The organism is Streptomyces sp. NPDC003248, assembly GCF_055563235.1.
The window spans coordinates 75187-91337 of record NZ_JBVHDT010000006.1; the positions used below are offsets into that span (position 1 = coordinate 75187).

General features: G+C 71.6%; 13 protein-coding genes and 1 riboswitch. Of the genes, 2 read left to right on the forward strand and 11 right to left on the reverse strand.

The window, feature by feature from the left end; all coding sequences use genetic code 11:
- The first annotated feature begins 199 nt into the window (after positions 1 to 199).
- Both ACZ3KJ_RS16455 and ACZ3KJ_RS16460 read left to right on the forward strand, forming a co-directional pair.
- Positions 200 to 970 carry an ABC transporter ATP-binding protein gene (locus ACZ3KJ_RS16455; protein WP_467527534.1) on the forward strand — a complete coding sequence of 257 codons (771 nt, stop codon included), beginning with the start codon at positions 200 to 202 and terminating at the stop codon, positions 968 to 970.
- 63 nt (positions 971 to 1033) lie between these two features.
- On the forward strand, positions 1034 to 3562 hold the full coding sequence (locus ACZ3KJ_RS16460) for an ABC transporter permease (protein WP_467527536.1): 2529 nt from the start codon (positions 1034 to 1036) through the stop codon (positions 3560 to 3562).
- A gap of 63 nt (positions 3563 to 3625) precedes the next feature.
- Here the strand turns inward: ACZ3KJ_RS16460 and ACZ3KJ_RS16465 are convergent, their stop codons facing one another.
- The 11 genes from ACZ3KJ_RS16465 to ACZ3KJ_RS16515 all read right to left on the reverse strand — a co-directional run bounded on the left by ACZ3KJ_RS16465 (position 3626) and on the right by ACZ3KJ_RS16515 (position 16096).
- Complete coding sequence (locus tag ACZ3KJ_RS16465; RefSeq protein WP_467527537.1) at positions 3626 to 4915, reverse strand: class I SAM-dependent methyltransferase; 1290 nt, start codon at positions 4913 to 4915, stop codon at positions 3626 to 3628.
- A gap of 178 nt (positions 4916 to 5093) precedes the next feature.
- A complete protein-coding gene (locus tag ACZ3KJ_RS16470) occupies positions 5094 to 6485 on the reverse strand; it encodes an NAD(P)/FAD-dependent oxidoreductase (protein WP_467527538.1) in 1392 nt (463 codons plus the stop codon).
- 465 nt (positions 6486 to 6950) lie between these two features.
- Positions 6951 to 7892 carry a Ppx/GppA phosphatase family protein gene (locus tag ACZ3KJ_RS16475; RefSeq protein WP_467527540.1) on the reverse strand — a complete coding sequence of 314 codons (942 nt, stop codon included), beginning with the start codon at positions 7890 to 7892 and terminating at the stop codon, positions 6951 to 6953.
- A complete protein-coding gene (locus ACZ3KJ_RS16480) occupies positions 7889 to 8557 on the reverse strand; it encodes a DUF501 domain-containing protein (protein WP_467527542.1) in 669 nt (222 codons plus the stop codon). Before ACZ3KJ_RS16480 ends, ACZ3KJ_RS16475 begins: the two co-directional genes overlap by 4 nt.
- Before the next feature lie 150 nt (positions 8558 to 8707).
- Positions 8708 to 9184, reverse strand: coding sequence for an FtsB family cell division protein (locus ACZ3KJ_RS16485; protein ID WP_389522175.1), 477 nt, complete (start codon positions 9182 to 9184; stop codon positions 8708 to 8710).
- A gap of 102 nt (positions 9185 to 9286) precedes the next feature.
- Positions 9287 to 10579: a phosphopyruvate hydratase gene (gene eno / locus ACZ3KJ_RS16490; RefSeq protein WP_467527544.1), complete on the reverse strand. Its 1293-nt coding sequence runs from the start codon at positions 10577 to 10579 to the stop codon at positions 9287 to 9289.
- Positions 10580 to 10929: 350 nt separating this feature from the next.
- Positions 10930 to 11673, reverse strand: a complete 744-nt coding sequence (locus ACZ3KJ_RS16495; RefSeq protein WP_467527546.1) for a transglycosylase family protein — start codon at positions 11671 to 11673, stop codon at positions 10930 to 10932.
- 4 nt (positions 11674 to 11677) lie between these two features.
- Positions 11678 to 11847, reverse strand: a riboswitch (cyclic di-AMP (ydaO/yuaA leader).
- Between the two features lie 204 nt (positions 11848 to 12051).
- On the reverse strand, positions 12052 to 13173 hold the full coding sequence (locus ACZ3KJ_RS16500; RefSeq protein WP_467527548.1) for a transglycosylase family protein: 1122 nt from the start codon (positions 13171 to 13173) through the stop codon (positions 12052 to 12054).
- A 236-nt stretch (positions 13174 to 13409) separates the two neighbouring features.
- Positions 13410 to 14696, reverse strand: a complete 1287-nt coding sequence (locus ACZ3KJ_RS16505) for a cytochrome P450 family protein (RefSeq protein WP_467527549.1) — start codon at positions 14694 to 14696, stop codon at positions 13410 to 13412.
- Positions 14693 to 14953: a hypothetical protein gene (locus ACZ3KJ_RS16510; protein ID WP_467527551.1), complete on the reverse strand. Its 261-nt coding sequence runs from the start codon at positions 14951 to 14953 to the stop codon at positions 14693 to 14695. The genes ACZ3KJ_RS16505 and ACZ3KJ_RS16510 overlap by 4 nt, the downstream gene beginning before the upstream one ends.
- 147 nt (positions 14954 to 15100) lie before the next feature.
- Positions 15101 to 16096 carry a nucleoside triphosphate pyrophosphohydrolase gene (locus tag ACZ3KJ_RS16515; protein WP_467527552.1) on the reverse strand — a complete coding sequence of 332 codons (996 nt, stop codon included), beginning with the start codon at positions 16094 to 16096 and terminating at the stop codon, positions 15101 to 15103.
- Positions 16097 to 16151 lie beyond the last annotated feature (55 nt).

The following is a 16151-nucleotide window of genomic DNA, read 5'->3' on the forward strand; positions in this document are numbered from 1 at the left end:
TCCACCGGTTCTCGACGTTTTCACCACCGGACGGCGTCTCAGGGACGGGTCTCATCCCCTGGTATGACACGGGCGCTCCGCGGTCCGACCCCAGTCTGTCCTCGGAACCGGAACAACGGCTGACTACACGGCGGCGGACCGCCGGGACGATGGTTCACGTCCCCCAGTGCAACGACGTCCCCCCGACAGGAGTCACCCCGTGCCCACCACCTCCCTCGCCGACCGGACCACCGCCGTGGCCGCACGTGCCACGGACCTGTCCAAGATCTACGGACAGGGCGAGACCCAGGTGGTCGCCCTCGACCAGGTCTCCGTCGACTTCCGGCAGGCCGAGTTCACCGCGATCATGGGCCCGTCCGGCTCCGGCAAGTCGACGCTGATGCACTGCGTCGCCGGTCTGGACACCTTCTCCTCCGGCTCCGTGCGGATCGGCGACACCGAGCTGGGCTCCCTGAAGGACAAGCAGCTCACCAAGTTGCGCCGCGACAAGATCGGCTTCATCTTCCAGGCGTTCAACCTGCTGCCCACGCTGACCGCCCTGGAGAACATCACCCTCCCGATGGACATCGCCGGCCGCAAGGCGGACAAGGAGTGGCTGGACACCGTGATCGGGATGGTCGGGCTGGCCGGCCGGCTCGGCCACCGGCCCTCGCAGCTCTCCGGCGGCCAGCAGCAGCGCGTCGCCGTCGCCCGCGCGCTGGCGTCCCGGCCGGACATCATCTTCGGCGACGAGCCGACCGGAAACCTCGACTCCCGCTCGGGCGCCGAGGTGCTGGGCTTCCTGCGCAACTCCGTACGGGAACTGGGACAGACGGTGGTGATGGTGACCCACGACCCGGTGGCCGCCGCCTACGCGGACCGGGTGGTGTTCCTCGCGGACGGCCGGATCGTCGACGAGCTGAACGGGCCGACCGCGGAGACGGTGCTGGACCGCATGAAGCGGTTCGACGCCAAGGGCCGCACCAGCTGACCCCCGTCAGGACCACCGGACGCACACCGGACCGAGAAGCCCGGACCGAGAAGAGAAGAACCCATGTTCCGCACTGCCTTGCGCAACGTCCTCGCGCACAAGGCCCGGCTCCTGATGACCGTGCTCGCCGTGATGCTCGGCGTGGCCTTCGTGTCGGGGACCCTGGTCTTCACCAACACCCTCTCCAACGCCCTCCAGAACAGCTCCGCCAAGGGCTTCGACCAGGTCGACGTCGCCGTGACCGCCGAGACCCCGAAGGACACCGGCGACCGGATCGGCCGGACGCCCGAGCTGACCGAGGACCTGCGCGAGCGGAGCGCCGAGGTGCCGGGCGCCGCGTCCGCCGTGGGCGTCGTCACCGGCTTCACCGCCCTCGCCGACAAGGACGGCAAGCTCGTCGGCGGCGGCTTCCAGTCCCAGGGCGGCAACTACTGGGGGACCGAGGACCCCCGGTACCCGCTGGAGGAGGGCAGCGCTCCGCACGGCGCGAACGAGGTCGCCGTCGACTCCGAGACCGCCCGGCGGGCCGGCTACGAGGTCGGCGACACCGTGCGCCTGTCGGTGGACGGTCCCGTACTGACCCCGAAGATCACCGGCATCTTCACCACCGACGACGGCAACGTCGCCGCCGGCGGCAGCCTCGCCCTGTTCGACACCGCCACCGCCCAGCAGCTGTTCGGCAAGACCGGCACGTACGACGAGATCGACGTCAAGGCCGCCGCCGGCACCTCGCAGGCCGCGCTGAAGGCCGCGCTGGACAAGGCCCTGTCCGAGGACCCCGTCGAGACCACCACCGGCAGGCAGCTCGCCGACGACCAGGCGGAGACGATCGCCGCCTCGATGAGCGGGCTGAAGCAGGTCCTGCTGGTCTTCGCCGGCATCGCGCTGTTCGTCGGCACCTTCATCATCGCCAACACCTTCACCATGCTGGTCGCCCAGCGCACCAAGGAGCTGGCGCTGCTGCGCGCGGTCGGCGCCTCCCGCCGGCAGGTCACCCGGTCGGTGCTGATCGAGGCGTTCGCGGTCGGCGCGGTCGCCGGGGTGGCCGGTCTGGTCGCGGGCATCGGCATCGGCGCCGGGCTGCGCTCCCTGGTGGGCACCCTGGGAGCGACGATCCCGGACGGGCCGCTGGTGGTCTCGCCCGGCACGGTCGCGGCCGCCCTCCTCGTCGGCGTCGTCATCACCATGCTGGCGGCCTGGCTGCCGGGCCGCCGGGCCGCGAAGATCCCGCCGGTCGCCGCGATGAGCAGCGTGCACGCCACGGCGTCCACCAGGTCGATGGTCCTGCGCAACACCGTCGGCGCCCTGCTCTCGGCCGCCGGTGTCGCGGTCGTCCTGGCCGCCACCACGATGGACGGCTCCGACGGCCAGGCCCCCATGGGGCTCGGCGCGGTCCTGATCGTCATCGGCGTGTTCGTGCTGACCCCGCTGCTGTCCCGCCCGCTGATCGCGGCCGCCGCGCCCGTGCTGCGCGTCTTCGGGGTGTCCGGCAAGCTGGCCCGGCAGAACTCGGTGCGCAACCCGCGCCGTACGGCGGCCACGGCCTCCGCGCTGATGATCGGCCTGACCCTGATCACCGGCATGACGGTGATGGCGGGCAGCCTCCAGACGTCCATCGACAAGATGGCCTCGGCGGCGATCGAGGCCGACTACGTGGTGTCGATGGCCAACGGCAACGCCCTCTCCCCCGACGTCGCGAAGAAGCTGAGCTCCACCGCCGGGGTGACCGCCTCCAGCCCGCTGCGCAACGCCCCCGCGCGCATCGACGGGAAGACCGAGTACCTCACCGGCGTCACCGGCTCCGCCATCGGCGAGCTGACCGACCTCACGGTCGACGACGGCTCCTTCGAGGTCGGCGGCGCGCGGGTCGTCGTGGACGGCGACACCGCCGCGTCGCACGGCTGGAAGGCCGGCTCCGCGTTCACGGTGACGTACGAGGACGGGCAGCAGCAGCGGCTGACCGTCGCCGGGGTCTACCAGGGCAACCAGATGATCCGGGGCATCATGCTCGACAACACGGCCCTCGCCCCGCACCAGGACGACCCGGCCGACATGCAGGTCATGGTCAAGACGTCCGGCGGTGTGTCGGACGCGACGCAGGACGAGCTGGAGAAGGCCCTCGGCTCCAACCCGGCCATCAGGGTCCAGAGCAAGCAGGACCTCTCCGACCAGATCGCGCAGATGTTCACGCTGATGCTGAACATGCTCTACGGCCTGCTCGCGATGGCGGTGATCGTCGCGGTGCTCGGGGTCATCAACACCCTGGCGATGTCGGTGTTCGAGCGCTCCCAGGAGATCGGCATGCTGCGGGCCATCGGCCTGGACCGCAGGGCGGTCAAGCGGATGGTGCGCCTGGAGTCGCTGGTGATCTCCCTCTTCGGCGGGGTGCTCGGCATCGGGCTCGGCCTGTTCTTCGGCTGGGCGGCCGGCGAACTGCTCGGCACGAAGATGGCGACGTACGAACTCGTCCTGCCGTGGGGGCGGATGGCGCTGTTCCTGGTGCTGGCCGCCGGAGTGGGTGTGCTCGCGGCGCTGTGGCCGGCCCGGCGGGCGGCCCGGCTGAACATGCTGGCGGCGATCAAGTCCGAGTGACCGCGGGGCGGCGGGGCCCCGGTGCGCGATGGCGTGCCGGGGCCCTTCGTCGTCGGGGCCGGTTCAGTTCCAGGTGCGGGCGCGCAGCGGCAGTCCGGAGGTGCCGCCGTCCGGGGTGCGGACGGCCAGGACCTGGTTGACGCCGATGCGGTTGCGTTCGAAGGCGAGGGCGGAGGCCGCCATGTACAGGCGCCAGACCCGGGCGCGGCCGGGCGAGGTGAGCCGCACCGCTCGCGCCCAGTCGGCCTCCAGGCGGTCGACCCACCGGCGCAGGGTGAGGGCGTAGTGCTCGCGGATCGACTCCACGTCGCGGACCTCGAAGCCGGCGCGCTCCAGCTGGGTGACCGTGGTGCCCACCGGGGCGAGTTCGCCGTCCGGGAAGACGTACGCGTCGATGAACTCGTCCACGTGGTAGGCGGACTCGTCGCGCTGGGGGCGGCGGGCGATCTGGTGGTTGAGCAGCCGGCCGCCCGGCCGGAGCAGGGCGTACAGGGCGTTCGCGTACTCCAGGTAGCGTTCGGCGCCGACGTGCTCGGCCATGCCGATGGACGAGATCGCGTCGTACGGCCCGTCGGTGACGTCGCGGTAGTCCTGGACGCGGATCTCGACCCGGTCGGTGAGGCCGGCTTCCGCGATCCGCTTGCGGGCGTACGTCGCCTGCTCCTGGGAGAGCGTGATGCCGACGACGCTCACGCCGTGCTCGCGGGCCGCGTGGACGGCCATCGAGCCCCAGCCGCAGCCGACGTCCAGCAGGCGCTGCCCCGGGGCCAGGGCGAGTTTGCGGCAGACCAGTTCGAGCTTGTCGCGCTGGGCGGCCTCCAGGGTGCTGTCGGGGGACTCCCAGTAGGCGCAGGAGTACACCATGGACGGGCCCAGGACGAGCTCGTAGAAGTCGTTGCCGACGTCGTAGTGGTGGCTGATGGCGCGTCTGTCGGTGCGGCGGGTGTGCAGATGGCGGGCGCGGCGGACCTCCTCGCCGGGCGGGGCGGGGGGCAGCGGCGGGCCGGCCAGCTTCAGCAGGCCGCGGACCGCCGAGCGGAAGCGGGGGTCGCGCAGCGCCTCGGTGAGGGTCCGGGCGTCGTCGCCGCGTTCCCAGATGAGGCCGGAGAGGAGGCCGAGGGCGGTGTAGAGGTCGCCCTCGATGTCCAGGTCGCCGGCCACCCAGGCTCGGGCCAGGCCCAGTTCGCCGGGTTTGAACAGAAGGCGGCGCAGGGCCCGCCGGTTGCGTACGACCAGGGTCGGCGCGTCGGGCGGACCCGCCTGCGAACCGTCCCAGGCGCGGACGCGGACCGGGAAGGGGGCGGCCAGCAACTGTTCGACGAGGGCATGGAGCCGCGACGCGGCGTCAGCCATGGTGCACACCTCCGTGGGAGTGATCCCGGAAAGTCCTGACACCACGTAAACACCTGAGGGGTCCCGTCGCAGTCCCCCACGCGTGTCATGACTGGGCAAACCATCCGGGGGAACGCCGAAGGGGCCGCCCGCACCACGGATGGCGGGCGGCCCCTTCGGGGCGTTCGGTGAGCGGAGGTCAGGAGGCCTTCGCCTTCTCCTCCGTCTTGCCGGAGACCGGCTGGGCGGCGACCGGGGCCGGCTTGGCGGCCTCGTAGAACTCCTCGCGCGGGGACTCCAGGGCGCCGAGGGCGACGACCTCACGCTTGAGGAACATGCCGAGCGTCCAGTCGGCGAAGACGCGGATCTTGCGGTTCCACGTCGGCATCGCCAGGCCGTGGTAGCCGCGGTGCATGTACCACGCCAGCCGGCCCTTGAGCTTGATCTTCATCTTGCCCATGACGATCATCGCGACGCCCTTGTGGAGGCCGAGGCCGGCCACCGCGCCCTTGTTGGCGTGCGCGTACTCCTTCTGCGGGAAGCCCCGCATGCCGGAGATCACGTTGTCGCCGAGGACCTTGGCCTGACGCAGCGCGTGCTGCGCGTTCGGCGGGCACCAGGCGTTCTCCACACCGGCCTTGCGGGCGGCGAGGTCGGGGACCTGCGCGTTGTCGCCGGCGGCCCAGATGTAGTCCGTGCCCTGGACCTGGAGGGTCGGGGCGCAGTCGATGTGGCCGCGCGGGCCGAGGGGCAGGCCGTAACGGGCGAGGGCCGGGTTCGGCTTGACGCCCGCCGTCCAGACGATCGTGTTCGAGTCGACCTCGAGGCCGTTCTTCAGCACGACGTGGCCGTCGACGCAGGAGTCCATGGAGGTGGAGAGGTAGATCTCCACGCCGCGGCTCTCCAGGTGCTGCTTGCCGTACTGGCCCAGCTTGGGGCCGACCTCGGGGAGGATCTTGTCGGCGGCGTCGACCAGGATGAAGCGCATGTCCTCGCGGGACACGTTCTTATAGTACTTGGCCGCGTCGCGGGCCAGGTCCTCGACCTCGCCGATGGTCTCCGCGCCCGCGAAGCCGCCACCGATGAAGACGAAGGTGAGCGCCTTGCGGCGGATCTCCTCGTCGGTGGTGGAGTCGGCCTTGTCGAGCTGCTCGAGGACGTGGTTGCGCAGACCGATGGCCTCCTCGATGCCCTTCATGCCGATGCCCTGCTCGGCGAGGCCGGGGATCGGGAAGGTGCGGGAGACCGCGCCGAGCGCGACGACCAGGTAGTCGAAGGGCAGCTCGTACGCCTCGCCCACCAGCGGGGCGATCGTGGCGACCTTGCGGTCCTGGTCGATGGTGGTGACCCGGCCGGTGAGGACCTCCGCCTTGGGCAGCACGCGTCGCAGCGGGACGACGACGTGGCGCGGGGAGATGTTGCCGGCGGCGGTTTCGGGGAGGAAGGGCTGGTAGGTCATGTACGACCGGGGGTCGACGACCGTGACGGTCGCCTCGCCGTAGCGCATCTTCTTCTGGATGCGCCGAGCTGCGTACAGGCCTACGTACCCACCGCCTACTACGAGGATCCTGGGACGCTCCGTGGTGCTCATGCCATCGAGTATCCACCCGCCTCAGGGGGGTCGCTCGTGCGCCCCTTCACAAGCAACAACATAGGGTGTGCTATCCTCCGCGATCCGCGTGACCCAGGTCATGGCGCGAAAGGGGAACCCGCGTGTAGGGCGGGGCGTTGTCAATGCCGCGTGAGCTGCCTCTCCGGGCCCCGAGGGTCCTCGTGAGGGCTTCGAAACACCTCCGCCCCGGGGTCCGCGAAACGTCCGCACGCGCCTCTTTTGAACACGTTCACACGGGCTCACGGGCCCCAGAAGGGTCAACCGGGGCACGTGCGTCCTCCGACGGGGCCGAATTCCTTGTGAAGAACTTCACGAAGTTTTCCGACGGGGTGTCGCCGAAGGGCCCCGGACGGCCCTTCCGGCGCGCTCATACGGTGTTCGCACTGCTCAGGAGAGTGCCGGGAAGGGCCGTCGCGGGGTCGGCGGAGGGGCCGGGCGAGGGGGTCAGGCCACCGACCACGCTATGCCGTCGAGGATGTCGTGCTCGCTCACGACGACCTCCTCGGCGCCCGTCCGCTCCATGATCGAGAGCAGGACGAGGGCGCCCGCGGCGATCACGTCCACCCGGCCCGGGTGCATCGAGGGCACCGCGGCGCGCTCGGCGTGCGTGGAGCGCAGCAGCCACTCGGTGATCTCGCGGACCCGCTCCCGGGAGACGCGTGAGTGGTGGATGGCCGCGGAGTCGTACTCCGGCAGTTCCTGCGCGATCGCCGAGACCGTGGTCACCGAGCCCGCCAGGCCGACCAGCGTGTGCGCCTCGCGCAGCGGCACGGTCCGCTCCGCGACGTCCAGGGCGTGCTCGATGTCGGCGCGCATCGCCGCGATCTGCTCCGCCGTGGGCGGGTCGGTCACCGCGCCCTCGTGCACCAGGTGGCGCTCGGTCATCCGGACGCAGCCGACGTCGACCGAGCGGGCCGCGCGGACGTGGTCGTCGCCGACTACGAACTCCGTGGAGCCGCCCCCGATGTCCACGACCAGGTAGGGGCGGGCGAGGTCGTCCCGGCCCGACAGCTCCTTGGTCGCGCCGGTGAAGGAGAACTCCGCCTCCTGGTCGCCGGAGATGACCTCCGGTTCCACGCCCAGGATGTCCAGCACCCCGCGGACGAAGTCGTCCCGGTTCTCGGCGTCCCGGGAGGCGGAGGTGGCGACGAAGCGCAGCCGTTCGGCGCCGTGGCGCTTGATGACGGCCGCGTACTCCCGGCAGGCCGCGAAGGTCCGCTCCAGTGCCTCGGGCGCGAGCCGTCCGGTGCGGTCGACGCCCTGGCCCAGGCGGACGATCGTCATCCGGCGGTCCAGCTCGACCAGTTCACCGGTCGACGGGTCCGCGTCGGCGACGAGGAGGCGGATGGAGTTCGTGCCGCAGTCGACGGCGGCGACCCGGGTCACTTCTCGTCCTCCTCGGACTCGACGGGCTCGGCGGGCTCGGCGGGCTCGACGGTCCGGACGGGCTCGGCGGGCTCGACGGCCTCGACGGGCTTGAAGGCAGACCAGCCGGAGTCGCCGGCCTCCACCTGCCAGCCCTCCCCGGACGGCGGCCCCGACGGCACCACGCACGGCCCCTTGCGCCACCACTCCGGCAGCATCTCCAGCGCCTCGTCGCCCAGGGGGTTGACCCCGGGGCCGGCCGCCAGCGAGTGGGCGACCAGGACGTGCAGGCACTTGACCCGGTCCGGCATGCCGCCCGCGCTGGGGAAGCCCTTCAGCTCCTCGATCTCGTCCCGGCGCCGGATGTAGTCCTCGTGGGCGGCGCGGTAGGCGGCGGCCAGCTCCGCGTCGGTCTCCAGGCGGGCCGTCATCTCCTTCATGACGCCGTTGGCCTCCAGGGTGCCGATGGCGGAGGAGGCCTTGGGGCACGTCAGGTAGTACAGCGTCGGGAAGGGCGTGCCGTCGGGGAGGCGGGGGGCCGTCTCCACGACGTCCGGCTGGCCGCAGGGGCAGCGGTGCGCGATCGCGCGCAGGCCGCGGGGCGGGCGCCCGAGCTGCTGCTGGAAGGCCTCGACGTCCGCGTCGGTGGGCTCGGTGCGCGGAGTGGGCGGCGGGGGCGTTTTCATGCCTGTCTTTCTATCGGCTCTGGGGTTCGGCTCTGGGATCACGGGACCTCACGGGTCTCGCACGAGGTCTCATGGGACCTCACGGGTCTCGCACGAGGTCTCACCGGACCTCACGGGTCTCACGAGGTCTCATGAGGTCCCACGGGGTCGTCACTGGTCGGAGGCGTCGGAGCGGTCGACGCCGTCCCAGACGTTCGCGTACCAGGGGCGGTCGGCGGCCCCCAGGTCGGCGCGGGTCTGCCGGGCGGCGGCCGGGTCGATGACGATGAAGCCGGTCTCCCCCGGCATGACGTAGTGCAGCCGCTCCCGGATCTGCTGCTCGGCGTACGCGTCGTCCTGCCAGCGTGCCTTGAGGTCACGCAGTTCTTCCACCCGTTGCCTGGCCTGTTCCTTCTCGCGCTCCAGATCGGCGATGTCGGCGCGCTGCGAGACGTACTGCCGCATGGGGTAGGCCAGGGCGACGATCATCGAGCACAGCACGAGCGCGAGCAGCGCCGCGCGGCCGGTGAGGCGCGAGCGGCGGGCCTGCCGTTTGGTCTGGGAACGGTAGACGCGGGCCGCCGTCTGCTCTCCGAGCAGCCGGATCCTGGTCGCGGTCGAGAAACGGTCCCGGTCCTTCACGGCCACCTGTCCCCGCCTCCCGTCTCACACGTGCGTACGTCCCCGGACACGGTACGGGACCGAGTACGGGGACGTACGTACGACTGGCTGAGCCTCACCCGGGGCGGGTCAGCCCTTGGCGACCTCGCGGAAGCGCGGGAAGGCGCTGCGGCCGGCGTACACCGCGGCGTCGTCGAGGATCTCCTCGATGCGCAGCAGCTGGTTGTACTTGGCGACGCGCTCGGAGCGGGCCGGGGCGCCGGTCTTGATCTGGCCGCAGTTGGTGGCGACGGCCAGGTCGGCGATGGTGACGTCCTCGGTCTCGCCGGAGCGGTGGGACATCATGCACTTGAAGCCGTTGCGCTGGGCCAGCTCGACGGCGTCGAGGGTCTCGGTGAGCGAACCGATCTGGTTCACCTTCACGAGCAGCGCGTTGGCGGCGCCCTCCTCGATACCGCGGGCGAGGCGCTCGGGGTTGGTGACGAACAGGTCGTCGCCGACGAGCTGGACCTTGTCACCGAGCTTGGCGGTGATGGTCTTCCAGCCCTCCCAGTCGTCCTCGAACAGCGGGTCCTCGATGGAGACGAGCGGGTACGCCTCGACGAGCTCGGCGTAGTACTCGGTCATCTCGGCGGCGGAGCGGTCCTTGCCCTCGAAGGTGTAGGAGCCGTCCTTGTAGAACTCGGACGCGGCGACGTCGAGCGCCAGGGCGATCTGCTCGCCGGGGGTGTAGCCGGCCTCCTTGATCGCCTCGAGGATGAGGTCGAGGGCCTCGCGGTTGGAGCCGAGGTTCGGGGCGAAGCCGCCCTCGTCGCCGAGGCCGGTGGACAGGCCCTTGCTCTTCAGGACCTTCTTCAGGGTGTGGTAGACCTCGGTGCCCCAGCGCAGGGCCTCGGAGAAGGACTCCGCGCCGATGGGGGCGATCATGAACTCCTGGATGTCCACGTTGGAGTCGGCGTGCGAGCCGCCGTTCAGGATGTTCATCATCGGCACCGGCAGCAGGTGCGCGTTCGGGCCGCCCAGGTAGCGGAACAGCGGCAGGTCGCTGGCCTCGGAGGCGGCGTGGGCGACGGCGAGGGAGACGCCGAGGATGGCGTTGGCGCCCAGGGAGCCCTTGTTGTCGGTGGCGTCCAGGTCGAACATCGCCTGGTCGATCAGGCGCTGCTCGGTGGCGTCGTAGCCGACCAGCTCCGGGCCGATCTGCTCGATGACGGCGAGGACGGCCTTCTCGACGCCCTTGCCCTGGTAGCGGTTCGGGTCACCGTCGCGGAGCTCGATGGCCTCGAAGGCGCCGGTGGAGGCGCCGGACGGGACGGCGGCACGACCCGTGCTGCCGTCGTCGAGGCCGACCTCGACCTCGACCGTGGGGTTGCCTCGGGAGTCCAGGATTTCCCGGGCTACGACGACGTCGATGGACGGCACGAGCATCTCCTTCGTGGGATGTGACGCTGGTTGTGCGGGGCACGTGGGCCGCGGGCGGCCCTTGTTGATCCCTTGATGTGGCCTTGCGACTAGAGCCTAACCGTCCCGGGGCCGCCGACAGCCGACCGACCGCCCCGTGGACAGGCTGACGGTACACATTGTTCCCGCCCGGAACAAAGAGGGTGACCAACAGGCGGATGGCGGGCGGGCAAAGAAATACCCCGCCCCGGCGCGTACGGGGGAACGCGCGCCGGGGCGGGGCGCCCGTGGGGACGGGGGGGACCCTCACGAGGTCTTCAGTGTGCGGACCACACCTGTGCGGGGGCTGTGGCCACCCTGGGAGCCAGGTGTCACTTCAGGTGCAGCTGCTGGCCAGGGTAGATGAGGTCGGCGTCGTCGACGATGTCCTTGTTGAGCTGGAACAGCTTCTCCCAGCCGCCCGCGACGTCCTGCTCCTGGGCGATGGAGCTGAGGGTGTCGCCGGTGACCACCTTGTACTCGCCGTCGCCCTTCTCGACCTTCTCGCCGGTCGGGGTGGTGACCGTCTTCTGGCTCTCGGCGGCCGGGCGCTCGGTGGAGCGGGAGGTGCTCTGCTGCTCGGTCGAACGGCTCGTGGTGCCGGAGTCCGCCGAGGAACCGGAGCCGGAGCCCGTGGAAGTACCGCTGGAGGAGCCGGCCGAGGAGTCGGAGGAGTCGGACGAGGAGGTGCCGCCGGTGTAGGCGGCGCCGGACAGGTCCTTGCCGCAGACCGGCCAGGCGCCCTTGCCCTGGCTCGCGAGGACCTTCTCGGCGATCTGGATCTGCTGGGACTTGGTGGCCTTGTCGGCGGTGGCGGCGTACTGCGTGCCGCCGTTCGCGGCCCAGGTGGAGGCGGAGAACTGGAGGCCGCCGTAGTAGCCGTTGCCGGTGTTGATGGACCAGTTGCCGCCGGACTCGCACTGGGCGACCGCGTCCCACTCGGAGGCGGTGGCGGCGGAGGCGTTGCCGGCCGCCATCAGCGGGGCGGCGACGGCGGCGCCGGTGACACCGGCGACGGCGATGGCGCGGGTGGCCTTGGACGGACGACGGTGCTTGCCCTTGCCGGAGAACAGCATGGATCGATCCCCTCACCGACGCCTGCGAGGTGAGCTGTCGGGTTCGGGCCGGTTGAGTTGCCCGGCCACGCCTCTTCTTCGGAAGGCGTGGCTTCACCCCTAGCCGCGTCCGTCAACCACCCGGTGCGGCACTTACCTTGGGTCCCCCGCTCCTGCCTGCGGCGCTTGACGCGACGACTGTTCCCGGGTGGCCGCTGGCAGGATTCGGCGTTGCGACGGCCGGGGCTCGGGTTGCCGAGCGGTCCTGACCGTAGGCAGGCGATCGGGGGAATTTCAAAGACGATCAGGGCTTCTGAGACTCATCCCACACTTTCGCCAAACCGGACATTCGGCGCGAAGCGTGACGTGAACTCCCCCCGTTTTCACGGCTTTTACGCCCTATTCGACGCCTGTCGCAAGCGTCTGACCGGGCACGATGTTGCCCGGGTCGGCGCCGATGACGTCCTTGTTCTCGGCGTAGAGCGCACGCCATCCGCCGTCGAGGCCAAGGGAGTCGGCGATGGTGACGAGGGAGTCGCCCGCCTGGACGGTGTAGGTGGCCGCCGTGCCGCTGAGGGTGTCGGCGGCATGCCGGCCGGAGGAGGCGGTGGTGGTGCCGTCGGCCGTCGTCTCCTCGGCGCTGCCGCCGCGGTGGCGGCCCGAGCCGGTGGACGCGGTGTCGTCGGACGCGGTGTCGTCGGACGCGGTGCCGCTGGACGTGGTGCCGCTGGACAGCGCGTCGGCCGAACCGGTGTCGATCAGGCTCCATGAGCCCACGTCCTGGGCCGGGTTGTCCGAGGCGTCCGCCTCCGGGGTCGCGGTGGACGAGCCGCCGCCCGCCGCGGAGCCGCTCGCACCGGAACCGGTGGACGTGTCGGACGTTGCGGACTTGTCCGACGCGGAGGAGGAAGAGGAAGAAGGGGACGATGCGGACGCTTCCGGAGAATCCGTGGCGGATCCGGTGGCCGCACCGGTGGAGTCCTCGCCGGAATCCGCGGAGGAGCCGGAGGAGTCGGAGGACTTGGAGGAGGAGCCGGAGGAATCCGACGAGTCGGACGACTCCTTGGACAGGTCGGACAGGCCGGACGTCACGGAGGAGTCGGACGAATCCTCGGCCACGCCGGTGTCCAGGTCCGCCGAGCCGGAGTCCGCGCTCAGACCGGACGTCAGCCCGCACGTGCCCCACGCGCCGACGCCCTGGTCCGCGAGGACCTTCTGGGCGACGGATATCTGCTGGTTGCGGCTGGCCAGGTCCGGGCGCGGGGCGTAGTCGAGCCCGCCGTACGCCTCCCAGTTCTCCTGGGTCAGGGACAGGCCGCCGTACTCGCCGCCGCCCTCGTTGGCGCTCCAGGAGCCCCCGGTCTCGCACTCCGCCACCGTGTCCCAGACCGTGTTGTCCGCGGCGCTCGCGCCGGTGGCGCCGAGCAGCGGGATGGCGATGGCCGAGCCGGTCACACCGGCCGCGACGAGGAGGGCCGGGGCCTGGCGGGGGCGACGATGACGACCGTTCCCGGTGAGCATGCGGGGGGCCTTTCTCGAGACAGCATTGACCCGCGCGACGGATGGTGCCGAGGCGCCGCGCTGACGAGTGAACGTATCGGCACACGATCACTTGTCACAAGTTAATGCCGCGCGGATCACGTGAAGATCACAGAGTCGAGAAGCCGACACCTCCGCTTCGCCGTTCCCTCACATGACGGTCGGTCAGCGGACGGCTGCGGGGTGTGGGGGGTGGTGGCCGGCGGGGCGTGCGTCGCTCACCGGGGCGTGGGGGGCGTGAACTCCACGGGGAGGGTGCGCAGTCCGCGCATGATGAGACCGCCGCGCCACCTCAGGTCGGCCGGGTCCGCCGCGAGGCGCAGGTCGGGCAGCCGGGTGAGGAGGGTGGCGAGCGCGGTCCGGCCCTCCAGCCGGGCGAGCGGGGCGCCCAGGCAGTAGTGGATGCCGTGGCCGTAGCCGAGGTGCTGGTTGTCGCGGCGGGAGAGGTCCAGGGTGTCGGGGTCGGTGAAGCGCTCCGGGTCGCGGTCGGCGGCCGCGAGGACGACGAGGACGGGGTCGCCGGGTGCGATGTCCTGGCCGCCGATGGTGAGCGGGTGGGTGGCGAAGCGCCAGGTGGCGAGCTCCACGGGACCGTCGAAGCGCAGGAGTTCCTCGATGCCGGTCTCCAGCAGGCCGGGGTCGCCGGCGGCCAGGGAGTCCTGGAGCCGCCGGCGCTGGCCGGGGTGGGTGAGCAGGGCGTAGGTGCCGTTGCCGATGAGGTTGACGGTGGTCTCGAAACCGGCGAACAGCAGGATGAAGGCCATGGCGGCGGCCTCGTTCTCGGTGAGGTGCTCACCGTGGTCGGAGGCGCGGATGAGGCCGGAGATGAGGTCCTCGCCGGGGGTCGGTTCGGCGGGGAGGGCCTCGCGCTTGCGGTGGATGAGTTCGGACAGGTAGCCGCGCATCTTCTTCACCGACCGTGCGACACCGCCGCGCGGTCCGCCGCCGTGCCGGATCATCATCCCGGCCCAGTCGCGGAAGTCGTCCTGGTCCTCCCTGGGGACGCCCAGCAGGTCGCAGATGGCGTAGATGGGGAGGGGGAAGGCGAAGTCGTGGATGAGGTCGGCGCTCCCCCGGGCGGCGAACCGGTCGATGAGCTGGTCGGTCAGCTCCTGGACGCGGGGCGCGAACTCGGCGACGCGGCGGGGCGTGAACGCCTTGCTGACCAGGCGCCGCAGCCGGGTGTGGTCCGGCGGGTCGATGTTCAGCAGGTGCGTCATCAGCTCGGCCTTGCGCTCCCCGGGGATGCCGGTCCTGCCCCTGGCGTGCTCGGGCTCGTCATGGTGGGCGGGGTTCTTCGACAGCCGCTGGTCGGCGAGGGCCTGCTTGGCGTCCGCGTACCGGGTGACCAGCCAGGCCTCCACTCCGCTGGGGAGCCGGGTGCGGTGCACCGGGGAGTGCTCGCGCAGCCAGGCGTAGGCGGGGTAGGGGTCGGTGGCGAACTCCCAGGTGAAGAGCTCGGGGGCCGGTGGGGTGTCGGTGTCGCGGCGGGGCTGGTCGGTCACTCCTCGACGGTAGCCCGGTCCCCGGCGAGGGCTGCGCGGAGGGCGCCGAGCTGCCCGGCGGCGGACGTCGAACCGGCTCCGGCGGAGCGGGCGAGCCGGTGTTCGGCCCGGGCCGCGAGGTCGGCGAGGGACCACACCCCGTACTCGTCGTCCGCCTCCGCCCACCCGAGCAGCGCGGCACGGCCCGCCCGGACCACCGCGTCGAAGTCGTCCGGGCCGTGCTCCCGGACAGAGGACGTGGTGGCAGGAGCGGTCACGGCCGCGCAGGGCGGCGGACCGGGCCGCAGGCAGTCCGCGCGGGTCCGCGCCCGGCTGGGCGATGTGGACGCGCGCCCCGGCGTCGCCGGCGCGGCGCGGTGCCGCCCAGGCCGTCCTCGGCCTGCCCGAGGGACCCCGCCACCGTACTAATCCGCCACGCTCTCGACCGCGCGGATCGCGTCCCGGTAGGTTCGCGCCGCCGCTCTGAGCGCCGCCTCCGGGTCCACTCCCTGCGCCTCGGCACGCGCCGCCAGGGCGAGCAGTTCGTAGCCGATTCCCCCGGCGGGCGGCACCGGCACGTCCAGGGCCGCCGACCGCACCCGGGATGCCAGCTTGGCCGCCAGGGCGAGGGCCGGCTGGTGGAGGGGGATGCCGTCGGTGACCGAGTCCCGGCGCTTCTCCACCGCCTTGGTGCGCAGCCAATGCTCCTTGACCTCCTCGGGGGTGGTCGCGGTGGCGTCGCCGAAGACGTGCGGGTGGCGGTGGACGAGTTTGGTGACGATCGTGCCCGCCACGTCGTCGACGGAGAAGGGGGACTCCTCGTCCTCCTCGGCGATACGGGCGTGGAAGACGACCTGGAGGAGGACGTCGCCCAGTTCCTCGCGGAGTTCGTCGCGGTCGCCGTCCTCGATGGCCTCGACGAGTTCGTACGCCTCCTCGATGCCGTACTTCGCCAGTCCCTTGTGGGTCTGCCGGGAGGACCAGGGGCATTCGGCGCGGATGCGGTCCATGACCTGGACGAGGTCGAGGAGGCGGGCGCCGGGGAGGTCGTAGGAGGCGGGGAGCAGCTCCAGTTCCGGCATCGCGACGCGTCCGGAGCCCGCCAGCCGGGCGAGGCCGTCCGTCAGGGCCGGTTCGCCCTCGCCGGCCGCCACGACGACGACCGTGCGGCCGCCGGCGGAGGCGGTGACCAGGTCCTCGGCGGTCGGGGAGGCCTCCTCGATCCGTATGCCCGCCTCGCGCAGGTACGGCAGCTGGGGATGCGCGGTGTCCGCGCACAGCACGCGGTCGGCCGTGCGCAGCGCCTGCCAGGCGGGCCAGGAGAGCAGGCCGGGGGCGACGCGGTGGCTGGTCGTCAGCAGGACGACCCGGCCGGGGGCGTCGTCCTGCACGGCCTCTGCGGAGCTGCTGGTTGCGTTCACACCCCGAACGTAACCCACACCGCCGACAGGCCGGCCGGTTGTCCACAGGCGGGCC

Bases quoted from the DNA above. Each gene is read 5' to 3' on its own strand.
- ACZ3KJ_RS16460 (WP_467527536.1), top strand. From the start codon at position 1,034: ATGTTCCGCACTGCCTTGCGCAACGTCCTCGCGCACAAGGCCCGGCTC.
- ACZ3KJ_RS16465 (WP_467527537.1), bottom strand. From the start codon at position 4,915: ATGGCTGACGCCGCGTCGCGGCTCCATGCCCTCGTCGAACAGTTGCTG.
- ACZ3KJ_RS16470 (WP_467527538.1), bottom strand. From the start codon at position 6,485: ATGAGCACCACGGAGCGTCCCAGGATCCTCGTAGTAGGCGGTGGGTAC.
- ACZ3KJ_RS16480 (WP_467527542.1), bottom strand. From the start codon at position 8,557: ATGAAAACGCCCCCGCCGCCCACTCCGCGCACCGAGCCCACCGACGCG.
- ACZ3KJ_RS16495 (WP_467527546.1), bottom strand. From the start codon at position 11,673: ATGCTGTTCTCCGGCAAGGGCAAGCACCGTCGTCCGTCCAAGGCCACC.
- ACZ3KJ_RS16500 (WP_467527548.1), bottom strand. From the start codon at position 13,173: ATGCTCACCGGGAACGGTCGTCATCGTCGCCCCCGCCAGGCCCCGGCC.